The following is a 26,587-nucleotide window of genomic DNA, read 5'->3' as shown; positions in this document are numbered from 1 at the left end:
GAGAGAGGCATCTTCAGAACTACACGCCATCAACATATCGCATCGTTACGTTTGAGCTGGGCGAAGGGTTAGGCGTCAATTCTGCAGACGCAGCGCACTTCTTGAAGCTGCCGACCACCGCACTCGAGTTCCTGCGGAGGTAGGGTGTCTGCCACGAACCCGATAGCCTTGTAGAAGCGGATGGCTGGCTCGTTTTCCGCAAACACCCACAGGCTACACGTGCTGTAGCCCTGCTGAGACAAGAGCTCTCGCGCCCGTAGCCACAACTGACGCCCAACACCTTTGAACCAACTGTTCGGTGCCACGTAGATGGCCCACAGTTCCGCTTGAGAGGATGGTGCATCCTTGTCTCGGCAAGCACCGAACGACACCCAGCCAAGAATCGCCCCGCCATCCTTAGCGACGAGGAGCTCCGTTTGCCCAGATTCGACAATGTTCTTCCACATGGCCTCCCGCTTCTCGACTGACAAGGAGGCGAGATAGTCCGCAGGAAGGATTCGCGAGTAGGCCGAGCGCCATGCATCGACGTGAATCTCGGCAACAGCGCGGGCATCTTCAGGGACGGCGTGGACTACTTGCATGACGGCTAACGCCCTAGCTCAGCCGCGGCTCTGCCGCAGGCGGAGACGTCGGCTGGAGCGCCTTGTTAGCCTCTGGTCGTGCGATGAGGCTTGCGAGATGGCCCAACATCAACGCGGCTCTCACGCGACCCGAAAGCTGTGAGACGAATATTCCTCGCGCCACTTCTTTCGTGAGGCTGCTCTCAAGGTCTTTAACGATCTCAGCCTTCTCTTTGTCTTGGTGGTACTCAACCCCATTTAGCCAGCGTTTCAATGTTTCATCTTCAAACAATGGGACTCCACCAACAGTTACCTGAAAATAGGGCTGATAGTCTCCACGCTCGTAAGTGGAGCGCAGGAACTTTAGATGCTGGGCAATAGCGGTGCCCTTGGCCTGTCTTCCAATGGTGGCCGTCGCCTTCTCAAAGGATACCGGCTCTCTCGATAAGAATATCGGACGAGCAAGATGGAGAAGCTCGCAAACATCTCCATACGAAAACTCGGACAGAGTAAACGACAAGCCTGCTTCAGCGGTCCATGTGATGTTTTTTATTCTCGGAAACTCACCTTTAAGTAGGCGCGCTTCCTTGAGGCGATCGCAGTTTGTCAGATAGTGCTCAAGAAGTTGTACATCTGTTTCAGAGAAAGACAGCGTTACTTCCTCGCGAGTTGCGCCATCTTCGGATGTCGCCTTGAGAGTCCGCGTGATCATCTTTGAGGCTAACGCAAATTCGATGGCACTATCGGTGCAGTGTAACAAGGGGGTATGCCGTATAACATTGGATGATCTCCCTGCGGATTTACCAGACAGAATGCGTCTTTGTGTCCTATGTGGTGCCACCAATTATAACCATATGAGATTGTATTTATTAACCTTCTCCTAAAGCCGCAACATGAGACAAAACAATGAAATTCCGCTACTCTTACCCCATTAAGTATGCGGCATACTCTAGCCGATTCCAAGACATAAGTCTGTACCGGCCCTTCTGGTAATATTCACCCCAGTATCTTCGCCAGGTCCTCCGCTCTTAAGTGAGTATAGCGTTTCAGCATCTGCAAGGTCTTGTGCCCTGTGATGGCCGCCACCTGCATGGGATTCAATCCCTTCTCGAAGAAACGACTGGTGGCCTCGTGGCGGAGGTCGTGAAAGCGTAGGTCCTCGATACCTGCTCGGTGGCAGGCGCGAGCAAAGGCTTGTGTGATGCTATCTGCCCTGACACCCCACACCTCACCATCCATACGGCGGGGTAGGGCATCCAGTACGGCCAAGGCGCGACTGGACAGCGGTACTCGGCGCGGATCGCCAGTTTTGGAATCAGGGCCAGCAGGCTTGTCGTTCTGCATCAAAGGCCGGATATAAGACTGCAACCCGACCTCACCATGCCAGACATCAAAAAAATCCTCTTGCACACATGGAGACATCCATATAGGATTTGGGGCCAGCGCTTGCCTAATGTTTTAATATTCAGTATGTTACAAGAGGCAAATAGACGGTTCGCGCACCGGCCGGAATTGCAGTTCAAACTTGAATTCGCCCTCTAGCGACTATCACCATTCAAGAGGATAAGCATGTCGACGAAAAGAACGATACGATTCACAAAATTTAGCTTATACATTTCATTACTGCTGCCGGTCATGGCTCAGGCCGGTATTTTTGGCCTGCTCGGTGACGTCGAGAATGCGGCGCAAAGCACCGGGATACGTATGCCAAGCTCTCTGTCCAATCTCAGCCAGCTGGCTCAGGAAGTCCATGATGGTGGCTACAGCGCCTTGCCCGGAATGCCCAGTGCCAGCACGGCGGCAGCCTGTCCGCCGGGTTATACCTGCACGAAGAGCAATGCACCAACGTATCCGTCTACACAAAACATTGCTGCAGAACTTGCTCAGGTGACCTATATCCAGGAGGGCAACAGCGGGCCAGTGATCTACGATTTCCAGGATCCGCTCTGTCCCTACTGCCACAAACTCTTTGTAGAAGAGACAACCTTGATAAGGGAGGGGCGCTTGATCGTACGTTACGTGCCCGTGGCTTTTCTGAGTAGCCAAAGCACACGGATCGCAGCGGATATACTGCAATCGCCTAATCCCCCGGGTGTCTTGAATGCCTATGAGAGCGTAGCGTTCAGCAGCAACAATGCTGGCCTGCGAGCGTATATGGAAAGTCCGACAGGAGCAGCGCAACAAGATCTGGACACCAATAAGAGAGTCATGGAGTATCTCGGGTTCAATGGTGTCCCTGCCTTGGTCTTTCAGTTGAGTGATGGTCATTATGAGCATATCGACGGATTGATATCCACCCAACAAATGGAACGTTTATTGCCAGAGATGGCAAGCCCGGTTTCCGTCACTACTATACAAGGATCCACTGCGGTGACCGCCTCGGCCATATCCTCTAAAACGCCCTCAATTCTATGACGGAAGTGATTCGTGCATGGCTGCGTGCGTTAAGGCGGCGCAGTCAGCGCGCACGAATGTCTCGGTGGCGTTTTGGACCGATAGTGAACCGTTAGCTTCCTCCAGTAAAACTGGCTCATTCCCACCCATCGCAAAGGTTTCGCGTTATGACATGAGGCCGGAGCCGTATGCGGTAATTCCGCTCGTACGGATCTGTGCGGGGGGGGGGGGGGGGTGGGTAACTACTGTCTCTACCGCGACCATACTTCCTGCAGCACGTACTCTGCGCTCATTTTGCAGTGAGATAATTTATAGTTTCCGTCTCATTAACGGTATAGCTAACCCCATCCTGATAACAGTATTGAATTATATTTATTTCGTGAACGCGACCATTTTCGGGATTAAAATATATTTTTACATCGGCTTTCTTCACGGGAGTTCTCGCCTCGACCTGAGGCAATGAAACGCCTGAAACATCCGATTGGAAAATAGAATAATTTTGCCTATCAACGACACCAGAAAGACCTTCTAGCGTTTCGCGATGATAGCTTATCCCACTGATTTGACGAACGCCGGACATATATGTGAAGAAGTTTTCTGATTTTCCCATTGGTTCCGCAATAGGAGATCTCAACTTTTCTGCCAATCGTCCATTCATATAGGAATAATCAGTACGACCCATTTGGACATTTTTTATGGTAACAGGTGGTATCCCCGGCACAGTGACCGTGAAGACCCCTGTTGATTTCCTATCAATCGGATCAGTAAGTACAGAGCCTCGAGTCACAGAATCACCCTGACTACTGGTGATGACAAAGGTCGCTTTTTCTGGAACATTGGATAAATTTGTCATGCTCTGAGAAATCAGGCCTTCATATTCTTGGAGCGACGTCACTGCATACGTCGATGTCGGCGCCGCAAATATCACTGTGGAAGCTATAAACAACACAAATACCTTATAGTTAAATCGCACATGTCCCTCCATTTTTCTTTTGTGGTTTCCCGCTCAGAAAAGTATGATTGCTTTGTAATGTGAAGCATAGTCTTCTAATGACCTATTTGGTACAACGAGCCGGCGGCTTCTGGTTGTCATCAAAAGCAAACCAATTTGTCTACTAAGATTGGCTGTTTGCTCCCTAGTAAGACGAGCCATACACTGATATTTCACCATAGGCTCCATACCCCCTGCAAACCTGATGTATCGTTACGCGACAAAATTTATAGCGGCAGGACAGCCATGAAAGCTCCATTCGATGCAAATGGTTATGTTTTCCGCTGCCACAATCTTCTGATACACCCTGTCAAGTTTTTTGTTTCCATACCCATCAGTATATAGTCGGCGACGCTAATGATCCACAGTCGAAACGGCGAGCGATGGAACGTCTGGGTTCAGTCTGTTACTGCCGTTCGCTCCGCAAGGTACTATGGCACCCCGTCGCCTGTAGACAAGGCCTGTCGCAAGAGGCCAAAGACGGTTGCCGCCGCGCGCTTCGGGCACACACTCCCCGCAACTGCTCTCACGCCGTCCATAGCTAGGGCCGACCCTGTCCTACAAGCATACTCAGCCGTCTGTGGATCAGGGGACTAGGATGATACTATTTTGTCCGTTGACAGCGCATGCGTGCTCTGCTCGCGGACAAACCGGATTAATAACCATAGGCAAGCCCGACACTCATACCGAGCAGATTGGTCGATGATGGGGGCTCCTTACCAATATACTCCGTGGCACCTTGATAAAACGTTACAATGCCCGTCCCAGTGTAGGTAAAGTGGGTGAAATTCAAGCCACCATAAACATGCCATCCACCAGAAATTTTATAGTCTGCATGAATCCCTACGGTTTCTTCTCCACTGGTGCCAAACCCAGAGGACCATTGGGATGTTTTGATACCTCCGCCAACAAGAGCAAGTACACGCATGTCAGCACCGAGGACCAACCTGGCTGTCGGTGCGTACTGATACATGAGACCGGCGCCAACAAACTCAGAATGGTAACGCTCATGAGTACCGGGAAGCTGTCTGTTCCACAATTGAAATCCACCCGCTACATATGGTGTAAGCATCATGTTATTACTAATAGAAAAACCTTTACCCAATTTTCCCAGGAAGTTCTGCGTGGTCGCCTGATCCGTTGTATCAGCGCGCCTAGCTGAGTTCGGTATGCCAGGGTTGTACGTGAACCCTTTATAAGCTATCCCGGCCGAAGAATAATTGTAATTAAGCGATAAATACAGATTTTTTGTAAGGTTGTCATTCATCCCAGAGAGATTTACCGAGAATCCTGGCAACCACCCTGATTCCGTATCATCCATTGGAGCGCTGAGGACACCGGTTGTGGCAAAGTGTTCTTGATAATTCATCAATGTACCCGTCGCCGCGAGACCTATTTCATTGTTGGCCGCAACGATTGGATTCTGGCTGGCATTCCAGGCGCTGTCGGCCATGGCAGAGGCGGAAAACAGGGCCAAACTTGCTGCGGTCAGGGTTGCGATAGCTTTCTTGTTGATCATGCGGACATCCTTTTATTTTATCCCTTAAGATAGTGTTCACGAGCTGAATCAGCCTGTAACTGATTGCAAAAACAACACACGTCGCAGAGTCAGTAAAGACTTATATAGAACATGATCCGTCTTCCGCAAGGCCAGTCCTTAACATTTCGCAACAATTTCCTCGGTGCCCACATCTTCCTTATGATCCCGCTTTCCGGGAGAATGGCGGCTCCACTGCCGAGGAGCCTGAGCGTGCCCCCCAAAGCGCTATTGCTGGCTGTTTGTACCGTTTTCTGTGTGGCTCAGGGCGCGCTGGCGCAAGCCAGCGTCGGAGCGTGGCTGGCGGACCCTCTGGATACCGAAAGTGGTATGAGCGCCAGCCCCGCGCAGGCGTGGACAGCACCTCGCAGACTCCCCGGAGTCCCCAAGCCCCAAACCCTCCCTGCGGCAGAGCAGGGCCAGGTCTGGACGCTGCCGCAACTCACCGCATATGCCCTCGCCCACAATCCGCAGACCGCCGCCGCCTGGGACGGTTTGCGCGCCCAGGCGGCAGGCCTGGGAATGGCGGAAAGCGCCTGGCTGCCCAGCCTCACCCTCAATACCAATTTCAGTCGTCGGCAGGCGGTTTCCACCATCGGCTTCACGGTGCCGGCACGCAACAGCGCCAACCCCAATCTGACCCTGAGTTACACCCTGTGGGACTTTGGCCTGCGCGTCGCCAAGGTGGATGCTGCCCGCGCCCAGGAATGGGTGGCGGGCTTCACTCAGAACCAGAGCATCCAGGGCGTTGCCTTCAGCGTCGCGCAGGCCTATTACCAGCTTCTCGGCAATCAATCCCTGTTGCTGGCCGATGAAAAGACCGTTGCGGAAAACCGGAAAAACCTGGAGGCCGCCGAAGTCCTGCATCGTGCCGGACAAGCCACCATCGGCGCCCTCTATCAGGCCCGTGCCGCCATGGCGCAGGCGCAGTCTACCCTCGCCGCGCAACGCCAGACCGTGCGCAGCAGCGAAGGATTGCTGGCCAGCACCCTGAACCTCGGTCCGCAGACCATGCTGAGGATAGCGCCCCTCAAACTCGGGCAGAAACCGCCCCAACTCCACAGCGCCGCTGAGACGTTGATGCACGCAGCCCTCACCGCCAATCCCGCGTTGCAGCAGGCGCGGGCCCAGGTTGCCGTAACCCAGGCCAACGTCCGCAGCGCCGAGGCCAGCGGTCTGCCCAGTCTGGGGGTCAGCAGTTCCTACGGCTACGCCTTTCAGAACGGCTATCTGCCCGGCGACACCTGGACCGTGGGTTTTACCCTGACCGTACCCCTCTTCACCGGTTTCAACACCCATTATCAGATACGCCAGACGCAGGCCCTGAGGGACCAGGCCCAATCCAACCTCGCGGCCAGCCGCAGCAGCACCGAAGCTACAGTCTGGCAGGATTTTCACAACTTCCAGGGCGCGGTTGCGGCCTACCCCGGCGCACAGAGCGGTCTGGAAAATGCCAGGAAGGCGCTGGAGGTGGTGCAGGCCCAGTATCGCGTCGGCCAGGCTACCATTCAGGATGTCCTCCTCGCCGAATCCACCCTGGCGCAGGCGCGCTACACCCTGATTCAGAATCTGGTTAACAGTTATGTGGCCCTGGCGCAACTCAGTCAGGCCGTCGGCATGCCTTTGGGAGAGAATACACCGTGACCCGTTCCCCCGTTGTCCTTCTGCTGACGCTGGCGACCCTCTCCCTGATGCTGAGCGGTTGCCAGACCAAGGCCAAACATGAGGCCCCGCCCCTGCAGGTCGGCCTGGTCAGCGTCAGCACCCGTCCCATGACCCATTATGAAGGTTTTCTGGGCACGGTGACGCCCCTGCAGACGGCGACCATCGTGCCGCAGACTTCCGGCATCCTGCAGAGCGTGCGGTTTACCGAGGGGAGCATGGTAGACAAGGGACAAACCCTGTTCACCATCGACCCGGCGCAGATGCAGGCAGCACTTGCCCAGGCCCAGGCCAAGCTGGTGGCGGATCAGGCCACTGCGCGCTATAACCGCAATATCGTGGAGCAGGACCGTCCACTGGCGGAAAAGGATTTCATCACCGTCCAGAGCTTCGATCAGGCGGTTTCCCAGGCGCAAGCGGCAACGGCGCAGGTGCAGGCGGATCAGGCCGCCCTGGAGCAGGCCCGCCTCAATCTCTCCTACACCCGCATCACCGCCCCCATCAGCGGCCGTATCGGCCTGGCCCAGGTCAAGGCAGGCAACCTGGTTGTCGCCAACCAGACGCAATTGGCGATCATCAACCAGGTTGCACCGATCACCGTGAATTTCAGCGTTCCCCAAAGCCTGCTCTCGGCGGCGCGGCTGGCCCAACAGCAGGCCATTCCGCTGCCGATCGAGGATGAGAAGGGTGGTACGGTGCTCGCTCAGGGCAAGCTCACCTTCATCGACAACAGCGTGAGCGCGGGAACCGCCACCATCAGCCTGCAGGCCACCGTACCCAATACCAACCTCGGCCTCTGGCCCGGACAGTACGTGCAGGTGCAGATGCCGATCCAGCAGTTGGCGCAGGCCACCGTGCTGCCGGTAGGCGCGATCCAGCAGGGCAGTACCGGGCCCTTTGTCTATACGGTGAAAGATGGCACGGCCATGGACAAGCCGGTGCAGGTGCTCTGGGAGTCGGGCACGGATGCGGTGGTGCAGGGGATAGACGCGGGTATTCGGGTGATTTATCCCCTCCCCGCCCGGCTCTATCCGGGGGTTAAGGTGGCGCTGAGCGGCGCGGGTGGGCCTGCCGTCCAACCCCCAGGGGCGCCGGGGAAAAGACCATGAATTTCTCCGCCCTGTTCATTCGTCGCCCGGTGATGACGGTCATACTGGTCCTCGGGCTGGTGCTCTATGGCATTTTTTCCTTTACGAACATGCCGGTGGCCCTGTTGCCCAGCGTGGACTTTCCGACGGTCCTGGTCGCGGCGAGTCTGCCGGGAGCAAGCCCGCAGACCATGGCCAGCGCCGTGGCGACACCGCTGGAAAAGCAGTTTTCCTCCATTCCCGGCCTTTCCTCCATGAGCTCGGTGAACAATCAGGGCTCGACGCGGGTCATTCTGCAGTTCGACCTCAGCCAGAACATCGATGTCGCCACCCAGAATGTGGAAAACGCGGTCACCCAGGCCTCTCACCTGCTGCCGCCGGGCATGCCCAGCCTGCCCTTCGTCAAGCAGCTCAATCCGTCGGCGGCGCCCATCGAGTTCATTGCCCTCGCTGCGCCCAATATGCCCATCTACCAGCTCAACCAGTATGCGGTGGACAAGGTGGTGCCCGCCATTTCCGGTATTCCCGGCGTCGCCCAGGTGCAGATCTTCGGGGAGCAGAATTACGCGGTGCGCATTCACGCCAACCCCTTCGCCATGCAGGCGCACGGAATATCGCTGCAGGCCCTTACCCAGGCCATTTCCAGTCATAACGTCAACCTGCCCCAGGGCACGGTGCTGGGTGCGGTGCGCAATTATGCGGTGAACGTGCATGGACAACTCCACGACGCTCAAGCCTTTGCGGGCATGCCCATTACTTTCGCCAATGGTGCGGTGGTGCCGCTGGCCGATATCGCCGAGGTCCGCAACGGGGTGGACAATGACCAGATCGCCAGCTGGATCGGTGGCCAGCGTGCCCTCATTCTCGCCGTGGTTCGCCAGCCCGACGCGGATACCGTGGCTATCTCCGACGCCATCCAGAAGCGCCTGCCGTTGCTGAGCGCCAGTCTGCCCGGCGGTGCCCACATGACCGTGGTGTACAACAAGGCAGACTATATCCGTGCGGCGGTGGAAGAGGTCGAGGTCACCCTGTTGCTCGCCTCCATACTGGTGGCCGGGGTGCTCTGGCTCTTCCTGCGCCGCGGCAGCCCGACCCTGATCGGCGCACTGGCAATCCCCGCCTCCATCCTCGGCACCTTCGCCATCATCTATGAGTTGGGGTACACCCTGAATACGCTGACGCTCCTCGCCCTGACCCTGTCGGTGGGCTTTGTGGTGGATGATGCGGTGGTCATGCTGGAGAACATCGCCCGTCACGAGGAAAATGGTGAAGAGCCCTATCAGGCAGCGCTCGTGGGCAGCCGGGAAATCGGCTTTACGGTGATCTCCATGACCCTGTCGCTGGCGGTGGTCTTTCTACCCTTTCTGGTCATGGGCGGCATCATCGGTCGTTTGTTTCGCGAATTCGGTGTCACCATCGCCGTGGTCATCCTGCTCTCCGGGCTGATCTCCCTGACCCTGACACCCATGCTCTGCGCCCGCTATCTGCGGGTGAAACACCAGGGACAGAGCCGCTTCGAGCGCGGTTTCATCCGGCTGCGTGACTGGTATGGACGCAGCCTGCGGGCGATGCTTGGACACCGCGGTTGGATATATGGCGGTGCCTTGCTGAGTCTGCTGGCCATGATCGGGCTTTTCATCATCCTCCCCAAGGGCTTCATCCCCACCGAAGACAGCGGCATGATCATGGGCAACCTGGAGTATCCCCAGGGTATTTCCTTTGCCCAACTGGAGAAGACCCAGCAGGCCATCGCTGCTGCCGTCGGCCACAACGCGGCGGTGCAGGCGGTGATGTCCAGCGCCGGGCAGGGCGCCGGTGCCTTCGGTTCCGGCAACAGCGGGCGGCTGATCATCCGTCTCAAGCCGTTGGGCGAGCGGCCGTCGGGAACCCAGGTCATTGCCGAATTGCGCCAGACCGTCAGCCATTTCGCCGGGGTGCAGGCGAGTTTCCAGTTGCCGCCCGCTATCCAGATGGGGCCGGTCTCCTCCCAGTCCAATTATCAATATATTCTGCAGAGCGAAGACCAGGACAGCCTGAACGCGGCGGCGCCCAAACTGGTAACGGCCCTGCGCAAGGTACCCGGACTACAGGCCGTCAACAGTGACCTGCAGTTGGCCAATCCAGAGATCGAGGTACACATCCTGCATCAGCGGGCGCAGGCGCTGGGCGTTACCCCGGAAATCATCGAACAGGCGCTGAACTTTGCCTTCGGCGGCACCCAGGTGGGCACTATCTATGCCTCGACCAACCAATATGAGGTCATTCTCGACCTCGCGCGGCAGTTTCAGACGAATCTCGGCGCGCTTGCCGCCATCACCGTGCCGGGCAGCGCCGGGCTGGTGCCGCTGGCCGCACTGGCGCACTTCGCCTATGGCGTCGGCCCCCTGAGCATCAGCCACTACAACGGCCTGCCCAGTGTGACCATCTCCTTTAACCTGGCGCCCGGTGTTTCCCTGGGAAACGCCACCCAGGCGGTGCAGGACACGGCGGCAAAAATATTGCCTGCGGATGTGCAGGGGGAATTCGGAGGATCCGCGGCGGCATTCTCCCAGTCCACGGGCAGTCTGCCCATGCTGCTGCTGGCGACGGTGGCGCTGATCTACGCCATTCTGGCCATTCTCTATGAAGATTTCATCCATCCCCTGACCATCCTCACCGCCCTGCCCTTGGCTGGCTTTGGTGCCTTGCTGGCCCTCTGGATCTTTCATCAGGAACTGGATCTGTTCAGCTTCGTCGGCATCATCATGCTGGTGGGGTTGGTGAAAAAGAACGGCATCATCATGGTGGACTTTGCTATCCACCGCCGCCGCGAGGGCGCCACGGCGGTGGACGCCATGGTCGATGCCTGTATCACCCGCTTTCGTCCCATCATGATGACCAACCTTGCGGCGGTGCTGGGCATTCTGCCCATCGCCATCGGCATTGGCGCGGGCGCCGAGTCCCGGGTGCCCCTGGGCGTGGCGGTGGCGGGCGGTATCATCGTGTCGCAGTTCCTCACGCTCTACGTGACGCCGGCGTTCTACGTCCTCTTTGAGGGATGGAAAGGGCGCTGGAAGGGCCGCATGGCGGTTTCGGAAGCGAAGGCGGAGGGTGTCGGTTCTGCAATTTCGCCAAATTGTGATATATAGCGGACAAAGACCAATACCCGGGAGGCCCGGAAGATGCCCGCAAAAATTCTTTTTCTCCTGCTCGTGCTTGCCCTGTCAGGCTGCGCGTCCCTGCCACCACCTTCGTCAACCGCCACGGCCAGCGCCGCCGCGCAGGGCGCCGCGACGGCCGACCGTGATGCCGAAGCGGCACAGCAACGCCTTGCCGCCGTCGCCGCTCAGCGCGCCGGGGCCGAACAGCAATTCTGCCCGAACTGGCGGCAGGCGCTCGGCCAGGCGCGCCGCAACGCCATGGGTTGCGCGCGAATGCCGCTCGGTGAACAGGCCACCTGCTGGCAGGCGGTATCTCAATGGACGCAGGAAGAGAGCCGCTATTTCCATGCCCTGGCCCCCCTTTTCCAGGGGGGCGCCTACGCCACGCCGGCGGCGCAGGCGGCACGTTTTTTTGACCTGGCTCAGGGTTGGGCCATTACCTGTCAGGATGGCCAGAAAGCCTGCTCCGCCGCATCCGGCCACCAGCAGATGGACGACTATAAAAATGTCGTAAACCGCTTTTGCAGCCGCTGAGGATTTAGGTGTTGCTGGTTTTCATCCCCGGATGAACTAAATTATGCTGGTGCACCAGGGTACTGGAATCGATATGTTATCAGCAGCCGGTTATCACGCAGGGAGGTCCTCATGCTCAAAAAATTCGTCCAGGATTTCAAAACATTTCTGCAGCGCGGTAATGTCATCGATCTCGCCGTAGCTTTTGTGATCGGCTCGGCATTTTCCGCCATCGTTACTTCGCTGGTCAGCAACGTGATCATGCCGCCTATCGGCATGCTGCTCGACAAGGTCGATTTTTCCAACCTCTATATCGTATTGAAGCAAGGCACCGTTCCCGGCCCTTACCTGACCCTGGAAGCCGCCAAAAAGGCGGGCGCCGTAACCGTGAACTACGGCCTCTTCATTACCTCGCTGATCAGCTTTTTCATTATCGCCCTGGTGATATTTTCCATCGTGCGGGCGATCAACAAGCTCTACCCCAAACCCGCCCCGGCCGTGACCACCAAAACCTGCCCCTTCTGTGCCTCCGCCATTCCTTTGGCCGCGGTACGCTGTCCCAACTGCACCTCGCCACTGGAGTCCTGAAAATGCTCCCCACACTCGGGACCCGCCATTGATCTGGGAAAACCTGTTATACCTCATTATCGGCGTCGTGCTCGGTCTGGTGGTCGCCGGGCTGGTGGCGCGCAGCATGATCCAGCGTCAGCAGGATATCAGCGCGGCACTCCGGGAAGGACAGCAGGCCAGCGCAGCCCAGACGGAGAGCCTGCAGCACGAAATAAATGCCCTGCGGCAACAGGCCCGGGAACAGCAGGAAGTCCTCCGCCACGAGAGCGAGAGCAGGGCCGCCGCAGAAGCGGAAAGCGGTCGTATCCCGGCGCTCGAAAATGCCCTGGTGGCGGAACGCGGCAATACCGCGCGCCTGCAGACGGAAAACAGCGTCATTCGTGGCCAACTGGCAGAACTGGGTGAGCGGCTGGAACAGGAGCGTCTACGTGGTACAGAGAAGCTGGCGCTGCTGGAAGATGCCCGTCAACGTCTCGGCGACGCCTTCCAGTCCCTGTCCGCGGAGGCCCTGCGCCGCAACAACCAGTCCTTCCTGGAACTGGCGCGGGAAAATCTGGAGCGTTTCCAGGAAAGCGCGAAAACCGACTGGGAGGGCCGACAAAAGGCTGTAGGGCAACTGGTGGAGCCTATCCGTGAGTCCCTGGAGAAGGTGGGCACCCGCATCGATGCCATGGAGAAGACCCGCATCGATGCTTACGGCGCTCTCAATGAGCAGATCCGTGGTCTCGTCCAGGACCACCTGCCGCGCCTGCATCAGGAAACCGCGGCGCTGGTGAAGGCCCTGCGCCAGCCCGCGGCCCGGGGGCGCTGGGGCGAAATGCAGCTCAAGCGGGTCGTGGAGATGGCCGGGATGCTGGCTTACTGCGACTTTACGGAGCAGGAGGGAGTCAATACCGATTCTGGTCAGCAGCGTCCCGATCTGCTGGTGCGCCTGCCCGGGGGCAAACGCATCGTCGTCGATGCCAAGGCGCCACTGAGTGCTTATCTGGAGGCCATGGAAACCGATGATGAGCAGAAACGCGCACATTTCCTGCACAAGCATGCCAGCGAACTACGCACCCACATGACCCAGCTCAGCAAAAAATCCTACTGGGAACAGTTCCAGCCGACTCCGGAGTTCGTGGTCCTGTTCGTGCCCGGTGAGGTGTTCTTCAGTGCTGCCCTCCAGGAAGACCCGTCGCTTATCGAATACGGCGTCGAGCAGAAGGTGATCGTGGCCAGCCCCACCACCCTCATCGCTCTGCTGCGGGCGGTGGCCTATGGCTGGCGGCAGGAATCGCTGGCCGAAAATGCCCGTGCCATCAGCGATCTCGGCAAAGAGCTTTACGATCGTATCAGCATTTTGGCAGGGCACTGGGCGCGGGTGGGCAAGGGGCTGGGGCAGGCGGTGGAGGCCTACAACAGCGCGACGGGGTCGCTGGAAAGCCGGGTACTGGTCTCCGCGCGCAAGTTCCGCGACCTCAAGGCTACGCCCGAGGCAAAAGAGCTACCCGGCATGGACCCCGTGGAGCGGATCCCGCGCCTCCTTCAGGCGGAAGAATTCATCGGACCGGATACCACAGCCCCGCTCGCGGACCAGCACTAGCCGCAGGCGGAGCGCAGCAAGGTCAGGCGCCTTCCCGCCGCGTCTGCGCCTGTATCAGCGCCAGAGGCAGGCTGAAAGTCACCTTTTCCTCTACGCCGGGCATTTCTTGGGGCACTCGGGCGCCCCAGCCCCGGAGGGTGTCCATAATCTCCTGAACCAGGCTTTCCGGTGCCGAAGCCCCGGCACTGATACCAATCTTCCCCACACCTTCGAACCATTCGCGGCGCAACTGCTGAGCGTCCTCGATGAGATGGGTCCGCGTCCCCAGCCGCGTCCCCAGTTCTGCCAGGCGGCTGGAATTGGAACTGTTCGGCGCGCCCACCACCAGCAGGATATCGACATCAGGGGCCAGCGACTTCACCGCATCCTGGCGGTTCTGGGTGGCATAACAGATATCATCTTTTTTCGGACCTTCGATGAGGGGAAAACGTGAGCGCAAGGCGGCGATCACTTCTGCAGTGTCATCCATGCTCAAAGTGGTCTGAGTGATGTAGGCAAGCTTGTCCGGGTTGCGGGGCGCCAGGGTGGCCACATCGGAGACATTGGAAACCAGATACATCATGCCCTCCTCGACCTGACCCATGGTGCCTTCCACCTCCGGGTGTCCGGCGTGACCGATGAGTACCATTTCCATACCGTCCCGGCTGTATTTCTTAACTTCCATATGCACCTTGGTCACCAGCGGGCAGGTGGCGTCGAAGACGCTCAGACCCCGCGCCGCCGCGTGCTCACGGACGGCAATGGGCACGCCATGGGCGCTGAAAATGACCGTAGCCGCGTCCGGCACCTCATCCAGCTCTTCGACGAAGATGGCGCCACGGGCGCGCAGGTCTTCGACGACGTGACGGTTGTGAACGACCTCGTGACGCACATAGATAGGCGCACCGAAAAGCTCCAGGGCGCGATCGACGATCTGAATCGCCCGGTTGACCCCCGCGCAGAAACCACGCGGATTGGCTAACAAAATATCCATGCTGAGATTCCCGAAGTTGAACAGGGGGAATGGTCCGTCCTGCCGCCCGCCCTGTCAACCACCGCAAGTTGGCTATTCCGGTGGTGACTCAGAGATCGCCCCACAGCGCCTGGGTGACGGCGATAGCGGCAATGGCGGCAGTCTCCGCGCGCAGGATGCGCGGCCCCATGCGCAACGAGCGAAAGCCATGGGCCTGCGCGGCGGCCACCTCTTCTGCCGCCAGCCCACCCTCGGGGCCACTGAGCAGGGTGATCTCCGGCCCCGGATGGCCAAGATCGGTAAACCGCTGCGCGGCGTCGGGGTCGAGTACGAAGGCGGCCCCCCGCACACCGGCCCATGCGGTTTCCAGCGCAACCGGCGGAGCGAGTTCGGGAATCGTCGTGCTGCCGCTTTGCTCGCAGGCCGCAATGACGATATCCCGCCAGCGCGCCAGACGTTTCTCTCCGCGTGCTTCACTCAGTTGCACCACTCCGTGGCGGCAGGCCACCGGCTGAATCCGTCGCACCCCCAGTTCCACCGCCTTCTGTAGGCTCCAGTCCCAGCGCTCGCCGCGCGTCAGCGGCAAAAACACCTGAATGGCCAGCGGCGAACCGGTCGACCGCGGATGCCGCCCACTGATCGCCAACTGCGCTTGCGCCCCCGAAATCCCGGTCAGGGACGCCCGATACATCCAGCCATCGCCATTGAACAGGGTCAGCTCCTGGCCATGGCGGGCGCGCAACACCTTGAGCAGATGATGGCTGGCCCCCGCCGGCAGCAAAAAGGGGCCGCTTTCGGGCAGGTCGGAATCGGCGTATAAATGAATGCGCGGCATAGGTTACGATATCGGGCAGGAGAACACAGGTGGGATTATATCATCGTGGCGCTGGCGCGGGTGGCGCATGATCAATGACTCCGATTGCCGTCGCCCACCGGTCTGGCAGACGCGGCCCGGGCTGGTCCCGGCCTGGATATACAATCAGGCCCTCATTCTGCAGCACGCCGCCACCGGCCCCGTCTTCATTCCCCTGCGTTACGTCTCGGTCATGGCCATCCTGCTGGAACGCGAGTGGGTGTTCTGTGACTACCTCGGCGGCCGTGTTGCCGTTAGTGTCTGGCATCACTTCGACCACCAGTCCAGGGAAAACCTGCACGACGGCGTGACCTGCCAGATGGATCTTTTCAGCCCGGCAGGGGAGGAAATCCTGCGTCGCCTGCCCATGGAGTTTCATCAGGCCCTGAATAACGCGATCAAAAAGTCCGCAGAAAAAAGACGCCACCCTGCCCGGGTGATCGCGCTGGATATTCTAACGCGCCGGAGCCCGGGGCCGGATATCTAAGACGGATACGGGAGGCACGACCATGATACCGGAAATCGACCAGCAATGGGTCGGCAAACTGCTGCGCACCAGTGCCGAACGCTTCGTGCTGCCTCGTTTCCACGCCGTCAGCGCCAGCCGCAAACCCGATGGCAGTATCGTCACCAGTGCCGATATCGATAGCCAGAACTTTTTGCAGGACATGCTCACGGCCCGTTATCCCGATATCCCCCTGCTGGGAGAAGAAATGAGTGCAACGGAACAAACCCGCCTGTTGCACGAGGCTGACGCCCTTTGGTGCCTGGATCCGCTGGATGGCAGCAGCAATTTTGCCGCCGGCGTCCCGATCTTCGGTATCTCCCTGGCGTTACTGCAAGGCGGGCACTCGGTGCTCGGTTGGGTGTACGACCCGGTGCGCGCCGAGCTCTTCTCCGCAGCAAAGGGGAGTGGCGCGCGGGTGGACGGCGTACCTATGGCGGTTCGGCAGGCGCCGGCGCTCGGGCAATGCGTCGGCGTCCTGGACTACAAAAGGCTCGATCGCGCTCTCGCCCTGCGCCTGATCGACGAGCGGCCTTTCCACAGCCAACGCAACTTCGGCGCTTCCGTCCTCGAATGGTGCTGGCTCGCTGCCGGACGTTATCATTTTTACCTGCACGGCGCGCAACAACTCTGGGATCGCGCCGCAGGCGCCCTGATACTGCACGAGGCGGGCGGCAGGGCCACGCAATTCAACGGCGGCAGCCTCAGCGAAAATGATCTGCAGACGCGCTCCGTGCTCGCCACCCTCGATCCGCGGCTGCACCAGAGTTGGTCGCGGTGGCTGGAAGCGGTCGGTGAAACGCCTGCCGAGTTCCCAAATGCAGCCCTTTGATTTATGCTAAAACAATTCATCTCTCCCAACGAACCCGTCACTGAAGGAAAAGAATCGCATGGCCTCCATAGGTAATCTCGCACTGTCCCTGCTTCCCGTCACTGAATCCGCGGCCCGTGCCGCGAGCGGCTGGATCGGCCGCGGTGAAAAAGAACTCGGCGACGGCGCCGCAGTGGACGCCATGCGTATCGCCATTGCCCAGGTCCCCATGCGTGGGGTGGTGGTCATCGGTGAGGGCGAAAAGGACGAAGCGCCCATGCTCTACAATGGTGAGGTGGTAGGCTCGGGTGCCGGTCCAGAGGTAGAGATTGCCGTTGATCCTGTCGAAGGTACCACCTTTCTGGCCCAGGGCATGCCCGGCTCCATCTGCGTGCTGGCAGCGGCTCCCAAAGGCAGCATGTTCCAGCCCGGTCCGGCCTTCTATATGGACAAGCTGATCGTCCCGGCCCCGGCCCGCGGCAAAATCGATCCCGCTGCACCCATGAAGGACAAGCTCCACGACCTGGCCCGCGCCGTCGGCAAGGACGTCCGTGAATTGCGCATCTTCCTGCTCAAGAAGCCGCGTCACGAGGCCATGATCCGCGAAATTCAGGCCGCTGGCGCCACCGTGCGCCTGCAGACAGACGGCGACGTCAGCGGTGGCATCATGGCCGCCCTCGGCACCAAGGTGGATGCCATGATGGGTATCGGTGGCACTCCGGAAGGCGTCATTTCCGCCTGCGCCGCCCGCGCCATGGGCGCCGACATGTTTGGATGCCTCGCGCCGCAGAAACCTGGCGAAGCAGAAGCCATCGCCGCCGCCGGCCTCAAGGCCGGGCAGTGGCTGGGGCGTGATGAACTGGTGTCCAGCGATGACGTGCTCTTCGTGGCCACCGGCCTGACCTCCGGCGACATCCTCGATGGCGTGACCCGCTCCCACTACTTTGTGGAAAGTGAGAGCCTGGTTATTTCTGGTCACGACGGCATTCTGCGCCGGGTCCGCACCCACCAGCGCATCGACTGATTTCTATATTATTGAGGAGTATGTTATGACTGTGACCCGTACAGATCTGGCGAACGCCATCCGCGTTCTCACCATGGACGCCGTGGAAAAGGCAAAATCCGGTCATCCCGGCATGCCCATGGGCATGGCGGACATCGCCGAAGTGCTGTGGAACGACTTTCTGGTCCACAACCCCGCCGATACCCATTGGGCCAACCGCGACCGCTTCATTCTGTCCAATGGACACGGTTCCCTCCTGCAGTACGCGCTCCTCCATCTCACCGGCTACGATGTCTCCATGGAAGACCTCAAAAACTTCCGTCAGTGGCACAGCAAGACCCCTGGTCATCCGGAGTACCGCGACACTCCAGGCATTGAAACCACCACTGGCCCCCTGGGTCAGGGCCTTGCCAACGGTGTCGGAATGGCGCTGGCGGAGCATATGCTGGCCAGTCACTTCAACCGCCCCGATCACGAAATCATCCATCACTACACGTATGTATTCCTCGGTGATGGCTGCCTCATGGAAGGCGTTTCTCATGAGGTCTGTTCCCTGGCGGGTGTCTGGGGACTGGGCAAGCTCATCTGTTTCTACGATGACAACAATATCTCCATTGACGGTCATGTGGGTGACTGGTTCGCCGACAACACCCCGGCGCGTTTCGAGGCTTACGGCTGGCATGTGATCCGTCACGTCGACGGACACGACCCCGAAGCCATCAAAAGGGCCATCGTGGATGCCCGCAAGCAGACCGGCAAGCCCACCCTGATCTGTTGCAAAACCGTCATCGGCCATGGCTCCCCCAACAAGGCCGGCAGCCATGACTGTCATGGCGCGCCTCTGGGCGCCGAAGAAGTCTGCCTGACCCGGGAAAACCTGGGCTGGTCTGCGGAGCCGTTCCAGATTCCCGAGGCCGTTTACCGCGCCTATGATGCCCGGGCCAAAGGGGAGGCCGCGGAGGCCGCCTGGAAGGCCCGTTTCGCCAAATACCGGGAACTCTATCCCGAAGAGGCGGCAGAGCTCGAGCGGCGCCTGGCCGGTACCCCCGCCAGCGATTTCGACGCGGCGGCGGCGGCGCTCATCGCCGATTTCCGTAAGACGGCGCCCAAAATCGCTACCCGCGTGGCATCCGGTCAGTGCATTCAGGCCCTTGCACCGAAGTTGCCCGAATTTATCGGTGGTTCCGCCGATCTCACGCCTTCCAACAACACGCGCTGGAAGGAAGCCATCGACATCGGCCCGCATCGCCTGATGGGCAACTACATCCACTACGGCGTGCGGGAATTCGGCATGTCCGCCATCATGAACGGCATCGCTCTCTACGGCGGTTTCCTGCCCTTCGGCGGCACCTTCCTGATTTTCTCCGACTATAGCCGCAATGCGATCCGGATGTCGGCGCTGATGGGTATTCGCGTGATCTATGTGATGACCCATGACTCCATCGGTCTCGGCGAAGACGGCCCCACCCACCAGCCCATCGAGCAGGTCAACAGCCTGCGTCTGATCCCCAACCTCCATGTCTGGCGCCCGGCGGATGCCGTGGAAACCACCATCGCCTGGGAATCCTCGGTCAAACTGGAACGGACGCCATCCCTGCTGGCCCTCAGCCGGCAGAATCTCCCGGCGCTGCCCCATACCGACGAGACCGTGGCCAATGCCCGGCGCGGCGGCTATGTGCTCAAGGAGGCCGAAAACGGCAAGGCCGAGGGTATCCTGATCGCCACCGGCTCCGAAGTGGAGCTGGCGCTGGCGGCCCAGGCCAAGCTGGCGGAGCAGGGGCATCACGTGCGCGTGGTTTCCATGCCGTGCATGAATATCTTTGCGGCGCAGGACGCGGCGTATCAGGAGAGTGTCCTGCCAGGCAGCATCACCAAGCGTGTGGCCATCGAAGCGGGCACCACGGGGCTCTGGTACCGGTATGTGGGTCTGCACGGCGCGGTCATCGGCATCGACCACTTTGGCGCCTCGGCCCCGGCCTCGGTCCTGTTCGAGAAATTCGGCTTCACGGCGGATAACGTCGTCGCGCGCTTCCAGGCACTGTAAATCATTCATTCTAAAACGTTGAGGAGTTCACATTATGGCACTGCGTATTGGTATTAACGGCTATGGGCGTATCGGACGGAACATCCTGCGGGCCGTCTATGAGGCGAACCGCACCGGCGAAGTTCAGATTGTCGCGGTCAATGACCTCGGCAGCCCCGAAACCAACGCCCACCTGACACAGTATGATTCCGTGCATGGCAAATTCCCTTTCTCGGTGAACGTGGACGACGGCGACATGCTGATCGGCGACGACCGGGTCAAGGTGCTGGCCGAGCGCGATCCTTCCAAACTGCCCTGGGGCGATCTGGGCGTGGACGTGGTCCTGGAGTGCACCGGCTTCTTTGCCTCCCGCGAAAAGGCGGCCCTGCACCTCAAGGGCGGCGCCAGGAAAGTGCTGATTTCCGCACCGGCAAAAGATGCGGTCGACCTCACCGTCGTCTACGGCGTCAACCACCAGTTGCTCGACCCCGCCAAGCACCACATCGTCTCCAACGGTTCCTGCACCACCAACTGCCTCGCACCCCTGGCCAAGACCCTCAATGATCTCGCCGGCATCGAGGCGGGAACCATGAACACCATCCACTCCATGACCAATGATCAGCGCATCATCGATGTCTATCACGAAGACCTGCGCCGCGCCCGCGCTGCCGGCATGAGCATGATCCCCACCAGCACTGGTGCCGCCAAGGCCATCGGCCTGGTACTGCCGGAACTGGCAGGCAAGCTGGACGGCTTCGCCATTCGCGTGCCCACGCAGAACGTCTCCCTCGTTGACCTCACCTGTATCGTCAACAAGGAAGTCTCCATCGACGAAATCCACGCCGCCATGAAAGCAGCCAGCCAAGGCGCACTCAAGGGTGTCTACGGCTACAACGACAAGCCTCTGGTCTCCATCGACTTCAACCACAATCCGCACTCCTCCACCTATGAGGCCTCACTGACCAAGGTCAAGGGCAAGCTGGTCAAGGTCTGCTCCTGGTACGACAACGAGTGGGGTTTCTCCAACCGTATGGTGGATACCGCCCTCGCCATGATGGGTCAGGCCCGCTGAGGAGGAATCCGTGACCATAAATGTCCTGCGTATGATGGATGTGCCATTAAAGGGCAAGCGGGTGCTGATTCGTGAGGACCTCAACGTCCCCATGAATGATGCGGGGGCTATTACCGATGACACCCGCATCCGCGCCAGCCTGCCCACCATTCGCGCCGCGCTGGCCGGCGGCGCGCGTGTGATGCTGATGTCCCATCTCGGGCGTCCCAAGGAAGGCGTTTTCGACGAAAAGGCCAGCCTCGCTCCGGTCGCCGCCCACCTCAGCCAGTTGCTGGGCCGCGATGTGCCGTTGGTACGGGACTGGCTGGAAGCCGGTAAAGACCGCCTTGCGCAGCTTCGGGACGGCGATGTCGTCGTGCTGGAAAACGTGCGCTTCAATACTGGCGAAAGCAAGGACGACGAGGTGCTGTCCAAAAAGATGGCTGCGCTCTGTGACGTGTTTGTGATGGATGCCTTCGGTACCGCCCATCGCGCCCAGGCCAGCACCCATGGGGTCGGCAGGTTCGCTCCCGTCGCCTGCGCCGGTCCGCTGCTGGTCAATGAGCTGGACGCACTGGGCAAGGCCCTGCAGAACCCCCGGCGTCCTCTGGTCGCCATTGTCGCCGGGTCCAAGGTGTCCACCAAGCTGACCATCCTAAAGTCCCTGGCGGACAAGGTGGATCAACTGGTGGTGGGTGGCGGCATCGCCAACACCTTCATCCTCGCCGCAGGTCATTCCGTCGGCAAATCCCTCTGTGAAGCGGATCTGGTGCCTGATGCTCAGGCCATCATCGCCGCAGCCAGGGCCAAGGGCGGCGATGTCCCGCTGCCCAGCGACGTGGTGGTCGCCAAGGCATTTTCGGCGACGGCCCCGGCGCGAACCTGCAGGGTGGATGATATCGCTGCCGATGACATGGTGCTCGATATCGGTCCCGACACCGCCAAAACGCTGGGCGATATCCTGCGCAAGGCGGGCACCATCGTCTGGAATGGCCCGGTGGGCGTATTTGAGTTTGACGCTTTCGCCCATGGCACTGAGGCCATCGCCCGGGCAGTGGCGGAAAGCAGCGCCTTTTCCATTGCCGGGGGGGGGGACACCATTGCGGCGATCAACAAATTCCATATCGAAGATAAGGTCTCCTATATCAGTACGGGTGGGGGCGCCTTCCTGGAATTTCTCGAAGGCAAGACTCTGCCTGCCGTAGCCATGCTGGAAGAACGTGCACGAGGTACACACACTTGATACGCCGGACGAAGATCGTCGCAACCCTGGGTCCCGCCAGTTCTGATGTGCGGGTCATCGATCGCCTGATCGAGGCGGGTGTTGATGTCGTTCGCCTCAACTTCTCCCATGGCGCGGCAGAGGATCACGTCAAGCGTGCGGAGATGGTCCGGGAAAGGGCGCGCGCTCATGGCCGGGCCATCGGGGTGCTGGCCGATCTGCAGGGGCCCAAAATCCGCATCGGCAAATTTGCCGAAGGCAAGATCCATATCCGGGAAGGCGAGCCTTTTATTCTCGATACCACGTGCACCATTGGCGATCAGACGCGGGTTGGCGTGACCTACCCGCAACTGATCAATGATGTGGACCGGGGGGCAACCCTGCTGCTCAATGACGGCATGATCGTGCTCTGGGTGGAAAAGGTGCAGGGCTCCGAAATTCACACCCGGGTGGTGCAGGGTGGTGAACTCTCCAACAGCAAGGGCATCAACCGGGCGGGTGGTGGCCTGACGGCGCCGGCGCTGACCGATAAGGACCGGGCGGACATCATCACCGCTGCGCGCCTCGAGGCGGACTATCTGGCGGTTTCTTTTCCGCGCAGCGCCGCCGACATGGAGGAAGCCCGTCGTCTCTTCCGCGAGGCGGGTGGTCACGGCGCCTTGGTTGCCAAAATCGAGCGGGCCGAGGCGGTAGAGGCCATCGAAGAGATTATGGCGGTGTCCGAGGCGGTCATGGTGGCGCGGGGCGACCTCGGCGTTGAGATCGGCGATGCGGCGGTGCCTCCGGTGCAGAAGCGGATTATCGCCTTGGCGCAGAAGTACAACTGTCTGACGATCACGGCGACGCAGATGATGGAGTCCATGATTCACCAGCCGATTCCTACCCGCGCCGAAGTTTCCGATGTGGCCAATGCGGTCCTCGACGGTACGGATGCGGTGATGCTGTCCGCCGAAACGGCAAGCGGAGCCTTCCCGGTAGAGGCGGTCGCCGCCATGGACCGTACCTGTCGCGCAGCCGAGCGCCAGGCACCGGCCACCGGTACCGTGCAGATCATCGACCGGCCACTGGAACGCATGGACGAAACCATCGCAGCGGCAGCCATTCTGGCCACCATGCGCTCGCCCATCGTGGCCATCGCGGCTTTTACCGAGAGTGGTTCCACGGCGCTGTGGCTGTCCCGCGCCAATCCCCGGGTGCCCATCTACGCGCTGACCCCCCAGGTCTATACCCGGCGCAAGGTGACTTTGTATCGCGGTGTCCACCCGGTCAATTTCCCCCAGAGTCGCCATGATGACCCCCTGCAGGTGATGCATGCGGCCGAGGATGAACTGCGGCGGCGCGGCGTCGTTCGCGACGGAGATTTGATCCTCATCACCATCGGTGAGCCCATGGGCGCTCCGGGTGGCACCAATACCCTCAAGCTGGTGCGGGTCGGCGATGTCACGCACCGCGCCTGAGTCTGGCCACTCCCGACCGTTACGGGGCCCGGCTTGCGGTTTGGGGGGCTCCTCTATACGATTGCTCAAGACCCAATCCATTTTTATTCACATTTAGGAGAAGTATTATGGCCCTGGTTTCATTGCGTCAGTTGTTGGATCATGCCGCGGAACACAGCTACGGCATCCCCGCCTTTAACGTCAACAACCTGGAGCAGGTGCGCGCGATCATGGAAGCGGCGGCTGCCGCCGACGCGCCGGTCATCCTTCAGGCGTCCGCCGGTGCCCGCAAGTATGCTGGCGAACCCTTTCTGCGCCATCTGATTCTGGCCGCCATCGAAGAGTATCCCGACATCCCCGTCGTCCTGCATCAGGATCACGGCGCGAGCCCGGCGGTTTGCATCCAGGCCATCCGCTCCGGCTTCTCCAGCGTGATGATGGACGGTTCCCTGCTGGAGGACGCCAAGACCCCCGCCAGCTATGATTACAATGCCACTGTGACCGGCAGGGTCGTGGAGATGTCTCACGCCGTCGGTGTGACCGTCGAGGGCGAACTGGGCTGCCTCGGCTCCCTGGAAACCGGCATGGCGGGCGAAGAGGACGGTGTCGGTGCCGAGGGCTGTCTGAGCCATGACCAGATGCTGACCGATCCCGAAGAAGCGGCCCGATTCGTGAAAGCCACCAAAGTGGACGCCCTGGCGATCGCCATCGGCACCAGCCACGGCGCTTACAAGTTCACCCGGCCGCCGACCGGCAAGGTCCTGCGTATCGACCGGATCAAGGAAATTCACGCCCGTATCCCGGATACCCATCTGGTCATGCACGGCTCCAGCTCGGTGCCGCAGGACTGGTTGAAGATCATCCACGAATTCGGTGGCGACATCGGCGAAACCTACGGTGTGCCGGTAGAGGAAATTCAGGAAGGCATCAAGTACGGTGTGCGCAAGGTCAACATCGATACCGATCTGCGCTTGGCGGCAACCGGTGCGGTGCGTCAGAGTCTGGCCAAAAATCCCAAGAACTTTGATCCTCGCAAGTTCCTGACTGCCTCCATCGATGCCATGCGCGATATCTGCCGGTTGCGTTATGAGGCCTTCGGTAGCGCCGGGCAGGCCAGCAAGATCAAGGCCATCCCGCTGGATACCATGTTCAGGCGCTACAGCAAGGGTGAACTCGACCCCCGCGTCACCGGCGTCTAAATAACGCTACCTATCGGTCGACTGGCGAGGGCGCATGGCGCTCTCGCCTTGTTTTGGAGGCAAAATGACTCAGTTCAAGATTTCCCCGTCCATCCTTTCGGCGGATTTTGCCCGTCTGGGTGAAGAAGTGCGCGCCGTCGATGCGGCGGGTGCCGACTATATCCATATCGACGTCATGGACAACCATTTCGTCCCCAATCTGACCATCGGTCCGCTGGTGGCGGCCGCCATCAAGCCCCACACCCAAAAGCCGCTGGATGTCCACCTCATGATCTCACCGGTGGATAGCATCATTCCCGATTTCGCCAAGGCCGGCGCCGATATCATTACCGTGCATCCCGAAGCGACGATCCATCTGGACCGTACCATTCAGTTGATCCACGGCCTGGGTTGTAAGGCTGGCGTTTCCCTCAATCCTTCCACGCCCCTCGATGTGCTGGACTATGTCCTGGAGAGTCTTGACCTGGTGCTGGTGATGAGCGTCAACCCCGGTTTCGGCGGGCAGAGCTTCATCGAGTACACCCTGCGCAAGATCGAGGCGATCCGCAAGCGCATCGAGGCGACCGGCAAGGCTATCGAACTGGAAGTGGATGGTGGCGTCAAGGTGGACAATGTGCGGCGGGTCGCCGATGCCGGCGCCGATGTCTTCGTGGCGGGCAGCGCCATTTATAACACCCCCGACTACGCTGCGACCATCGCCGCTTTCCGCAAAGCCCTGGCGGGCTGAATCATGGTAACGCTGAATACCGGTACGCCGTTTACCGCGCGCGTCGTCCTGCTCGATCTGGATGGCACGCTGATAGACACCGCGCCGGACCTGGCCGGTGCGGCCAACCATGTGCTACAAAAACTCGGGCGTGCGCCCGCCGAAATGCCGGTCATTCGTGGCTTCATCGGTAACGGTGTCCGTGAACTGATGCGTCGCGCGTTAGCGATCTATAGCGATCCCAGCGAAGCGGAACTGGATGCGGCCATGGTCGATTTCAGCAAGTACTACGGGGAGCATCTGCTGGATCATAGCGTGATCTACCCGGGCGTGCGCAGAACGCTGGAGACCTTGCAGGCTCAGGGCCGGGAACTGGTATGTATCACCAACAAGACCGCGGCCTTCACCGTGCCGCTGCTCCAGCGACTGGACCTCTACAATTTTTTCGGACTGGTCCTGTCCGGCGACAGCCTGCCACGGAAAAAGCCCGACCCGTTGCCCCTGACCCACACGGCTGAACACTTTCATCAGCCGGTGGAAAACTGCCTGCTGGTCGGCGATTCACGTAACGACACCGAGGCGGCACGCGCGGCGGGCATGCCCATTGCCTGCGTGACCTACGGTTATAACGGCGACGAGTCCGTTCATTGCCTGGAGCCCGACGCGGTACTGGACAACATGAGCGAATTATTGGATATTCTGGCGTAGCGTTGCGAGGGATCAGAGGTACCATGCGGAAAACACTGCGGTGGGAGAGACGATGGCGTTGCTGCTGAAAGGCAGTGG

24 protein-coding genes are annotated in these 26,587 nt (G+C 59.9%); 17 read left to right on the top strand and 7 right to left on the bottom strand.

Annotation, left to right across the window (positions count from 1 at the left end; all coding sequences use genetic code 11):
* Positions 1 to 68 precede the first annotated feature (68 nt).
* The 3 genes from F6A13_RS15100 to F6A13_RS15090 form a co-directional block, all read right to left on the bottom strand.
* On the bottom strand, positions 69 to 581 hold the full coding sequence (locus tag F6A13_RS15100; RefSeq protein WP_126604752.1) for a GNAT family N-acetyltransferase: 513 nt from the start codon (positions 579 to 581) through the stop codon (positions 69 to 71).
* A 13-nt stretch (positions 582 to 594) separates the two neighbouring features.
* On the bottom strand, positions 595 to 1,320 hold the full coding sequence (locus tag F6A13_RS15095; protein WP_126604753.1) for a hypothetical protein: 726 nt from the start codon (positions 1,318 to 1,320) through the stop codon (positions 595 to 597).
* 236 nt (positions 1,321 to 1,556) lie between these two features.
* Entirely contained in the window at positions 1,557 to 1,970 is a 414-nt protein-coding gene (locus tag F6A13_RS15090; RefSeq protein WP_225981872.1) for a site-specific integrase, read from the bottom strand.
* A gap of 159 nt (positions 1,971 to 2,129) precedes the next feature.
* Between F6A13_RS15090 and F6A13_RS15085 the strand changes: the two genes are divergently transcribed.
* On the top strand, positions 2,130 to 2,975 hold the full coding sequence (locus F6A13_RS15085; protein WP_126604755.1) for a thioredoxin fold domain-containing protein: 846 nt from the start codon (positions 2,130 to 2,132) through the stop codon (positions 2,973 to 2,975).
* A gap of 268 nt (positions 2,976 to 3,243) precedes the next feature.
* On the opposite strand, the gene F6A13_RS15080 is transcribed toward F6A13_RS15085, so the two are convergent.
* Entirely contained in the window at positions 3,244 to 3,927 is a 684-nt protein-coding gene (locus F6A13_RS15080; protein ID WP_126604756.1) for a hypothetical protein, read from the bottom strand.
* A 673-nt stretch (positions 3,928 to 4,600) separates the two neighbouring features.
* Entirely contained in the window at positions 4,601 to 5,464 is an 864-nt protein-coding gene (locus F6A13_RS15075) for a hypothetical protein (RefSeq protein WP_126604757.1), read from the bottom strand.
* Between the two features lie 231 nt (positions 5,465 to 5,695).
* Between F6A13_RS15075 and F6A13_RS15070 the strand changes: the two genes are divergently transcribed.
* The 6 genes from F6A13_RS15070 (at position 5,696) to rmuC (ending at position 14,040) form a co-directional block, all read left to right on the top strand.
* Positions 5,696 to 7,126 (top strand): TolC family protein, encoded by a 1,431-nt coding sequence (locus F6A13_RS15070; protein WP_113527160.1) that lies wholly within the window; start codon positions 5,696 to 5,698, stop codon positions 7,124 to 7,126.
* On the top strand, positions 7,123 to 8,253 hold the full coding sequence (locus tag F6A13_RS15065; RefSeq protein WP_126604758.1) for an efflux RND transporter periplasmic adaptor subunit: 1,131 nt from the start codon (positions 7,123 to 7,125) through the stop codon (positions 8,251 to 8,253). Before F6A13_RS15070 ends, F6A13_RS15065 begins: the two co-directional genes overlap by 4 nt.
* Positions 8,250 to 11,360: an efflux RND transporter permease subunit gene (locus tag F6A13_RS15060; RefSeq protein ID WP_113527158.1), complete on the top strand. Its 3,111-nt coding sequence runs from the start codon at positions 8,250 to 8,252 to the stop codon at positions 11,358 to 11,360. The genes F6A13_RS15065 and F6A13_RS15060 overlap by 4 nt, the downstream gene beginning before the upstream one ends.
* 33 nt (positions 11,361 to 11,393) lie before the next feature.
* Positions 11,394 to 11,906 (top strand): hypothetical protein, encoded by a 513-nt coding sequence (locus F6A13_RS15055; RefSeq protein ID WP_113527157.1) that lies wholly within the window; start codon positions 11,394 to 11,396, stop codon positions 11,904 to 11,906.
* 111 nt (positions 11,907 to 12,017) lie between these two features.
* Positions 12,018 to 12,473, top strand: coding sequence for a large conductance mechanosensitive channel protein MscL (gene mscL, locus F6A13_RS15050; protein ID WP_113527156.1), 456 nt, complete (start codon positions 12,018 to 12,020; stop codon positions 12,471 to 12,473).
* A 28-nt stretch (positions 12,474 to 12,501) separates the two neighbouring features.
* Complete coding sequence (rmuC, locus tag F6A13_RS15045; RefSeq protein ID WP_126604759.1) at positions 12,502 to 14,040, top strand: DNA recombination protein RmuC; 1,539 nt, start codon at positions 12,502 to 12,504, stop codon at positions 14,038 to 14,040.
* A 22-nt stretch (positions 14,041 to 14,062) separates the two neighbouring features.
* On the opposite strand, the gene ispH is transcribed toward rmuC, so the two are convergent.
* Both ispH and F6A13_RS15035 read right to left on the bottom strand, forming a co-directional pair.
* Complete coding sequence (gene ispH, locus F6A13_RS15040; RefSeq protein ID WP_113527154.1) at positions 14,063 to 15,013, bottom strand: 4-hydroxy-3-methylbut-2-enyl diphosphate reductase; 951 nt, start codon at positions 15,011 to 15,013, stop codon at positions 14,063 to 14,065.
* An 88-nt stretch (positions 15,014 to 15,101) separates the two neighbouring features.
* A complete protein-coding gene (locus F6A13_RS15035) occupies positions 15,102 to 15,827 on the bottom strand; it encodes a 16S rRNA (uracil(1498)-N(3))-methyltransferase (RefSeq protein ID WP_113527153.1) in 726 nt (241 codons plus the stop codon).
* A 67-nt stretch (positions 15,828 to 15,894) separates the two neighbouring features.
* Here F6A13_RS15035 and F6A13_RS15030 point away from each other — a divergent pair, with 67 nt between their 5' ends.
* The 10 genes from F6A13_RS15030 (at position 15,895) to F6A13_RS14985 (ending at position 26,509) form a co-directional block, all read left to right on the top strand.
* Positions 15,895 to 16,332: a hypothetical protein gene (locus F6A13_RS15030; RefSeq protein ID WP_113527152.1), complete on the top strand. Its 438-nt coding sequence runs from the start codon at positions 15,895 to 15,897 to the stop codon at positions 16,330 to 16,332.
* A gap of 22 nt (positions 16,333 to 16,354) precedes the next feature.
* A complete protein-coding gene (locus F6A13_RS15025; RefSeq protein WP_113527151.1) occupies positions 16,355 to 17,182 on the top strand; it encodes an inositol monophosphatase family protein in 828 nt (275 codons plus the stop codon).
* Positions 17,183 to 17,240: 58 nt separating this feature from the next.
* On the top strand, positions 17,241 to 18,185 hold the full coding sequence (gene glpX / locus F6A13_RS15020; RefSeq protein ID WP_012537679.1) for a class II fructose-bisphosphatase: 945 nt from the start codon (positions 17,241 to 17,243) through the stop codon (positions 18,183 to 18,185).
* Between the two features lie 25 nt (positions 18,186 to 18,210).
* Complete coding sequence (tkt, locus tag F6A13_RS15015; RefSeq protein ID WP_113527149.1) at positions 18,211 to 20,208, top strand: transketolase; 1,998 nt, start codon at positions 18,211 to 18,213, stop codon at positions 20,206 to 20,208.
* 34 nt (positions 20,209 to 20,242) lie between these two features.
* Positions 20,243 to 21,259 (top strand): type I glyceraldehyde-3-phosphate dehydrogenase, encoded by a 1,017-nt coding sequence (gap, locus tag F6A13_RS15010; protein WP_126604760.1) that lies wholly within the window; start codon positions 20,243 to 20,245, stop codon positions 21,257 to 21,259.
* A gap of 16 nt (positions 21,260 to 21,275) precedes the next feature.
* Positions 21,276 to 22,481 carry a phosphoglycerate kinase gene (locus tag F6A13_RS15005; RefSeq protein ID WP_113527147.1) on the top strand — a complete coding sequence of 402 codons (1,206 nt, stop codon included), beginning with the start codon at positions 21,276 to 21,278 and terminating at the stop codon, positions 22,479 to 22,481.
* Positions 22,478 to 23,917 carry a pyruvate kinase gene (gene pyk, locus F6A13_RS15000; protein ID WP_126604761.1) on the top strand — a complete coding sequence of 480 codons (1,440 nt, stop codon included), beginning with the start codon at positions 22,478 to 22,480 and terminating at the stop codon, positions 23,915 to 23,917. The genes F6A13_RS15005 and pyk overlap by 4 nt, the downstream gene beginning before the upstream one ends.
* 107 nt (positions 23,918 to 24,024) lie before the next feature.
* Positions 24,025 to 25,095, top strand: a complete 1,071-nt coding sequence (gene fba, locus F6A13_RS14995; RefSeq protein ID WP_113527145.1) for a class II fructose-bisphosphate aldolase — start codon at positions 24,025 to 24,027, stop codon at positions 25,093 to 25,095.
* A gap of 64 nt (positions 25,096 to 25,159) precedes the next feature.
* Positions 25,160 to 25,822 carry a ribulose-phosphate 3-epimerase gene (gene rpe / locus F6A13_RS14990; protein WP_126604762.1) on the top strand — a complete coding sequence of 221 codons (663 nt, stop codon included), beginning with the start codon at positions 25,160 to 25,162 and terminating at the stop codon, positions 25,820 to 25,822.
* 3 nt (positions 25,823 to 25,825) lie between these two features.
* On the top strand, positions 25,826 to 26,509 hold the full coding sequence (locus tag F6A13_RS14985) for a phosphoglycolate phosphatase (RefSeq protein ID WP_126604763.1): 684 nt from the start codon (positions 25,826 to 25,828) through the stop codon (positions 26,507 to 26,509).
* Positions 26,510 to 26,587 lie beyond the last annotated feature (78 nt).

Origin of the sequence: Acidithiobacillus sp. 'AMD consortium' (assembly GCF_008926505.1) — a bacterium.
Taxonomy (GTDB): domain Bacteria; phylum Pseudomonadota; class Gammaproteobacteria; order Acidithiobacillales; family Acidithiobacillaceae; genus Acidithiobacillus; species Acidithiobacillus ferridurans.
This window is presented reverse-complemented; position numbering and strand designations above follow the sequence as displayed.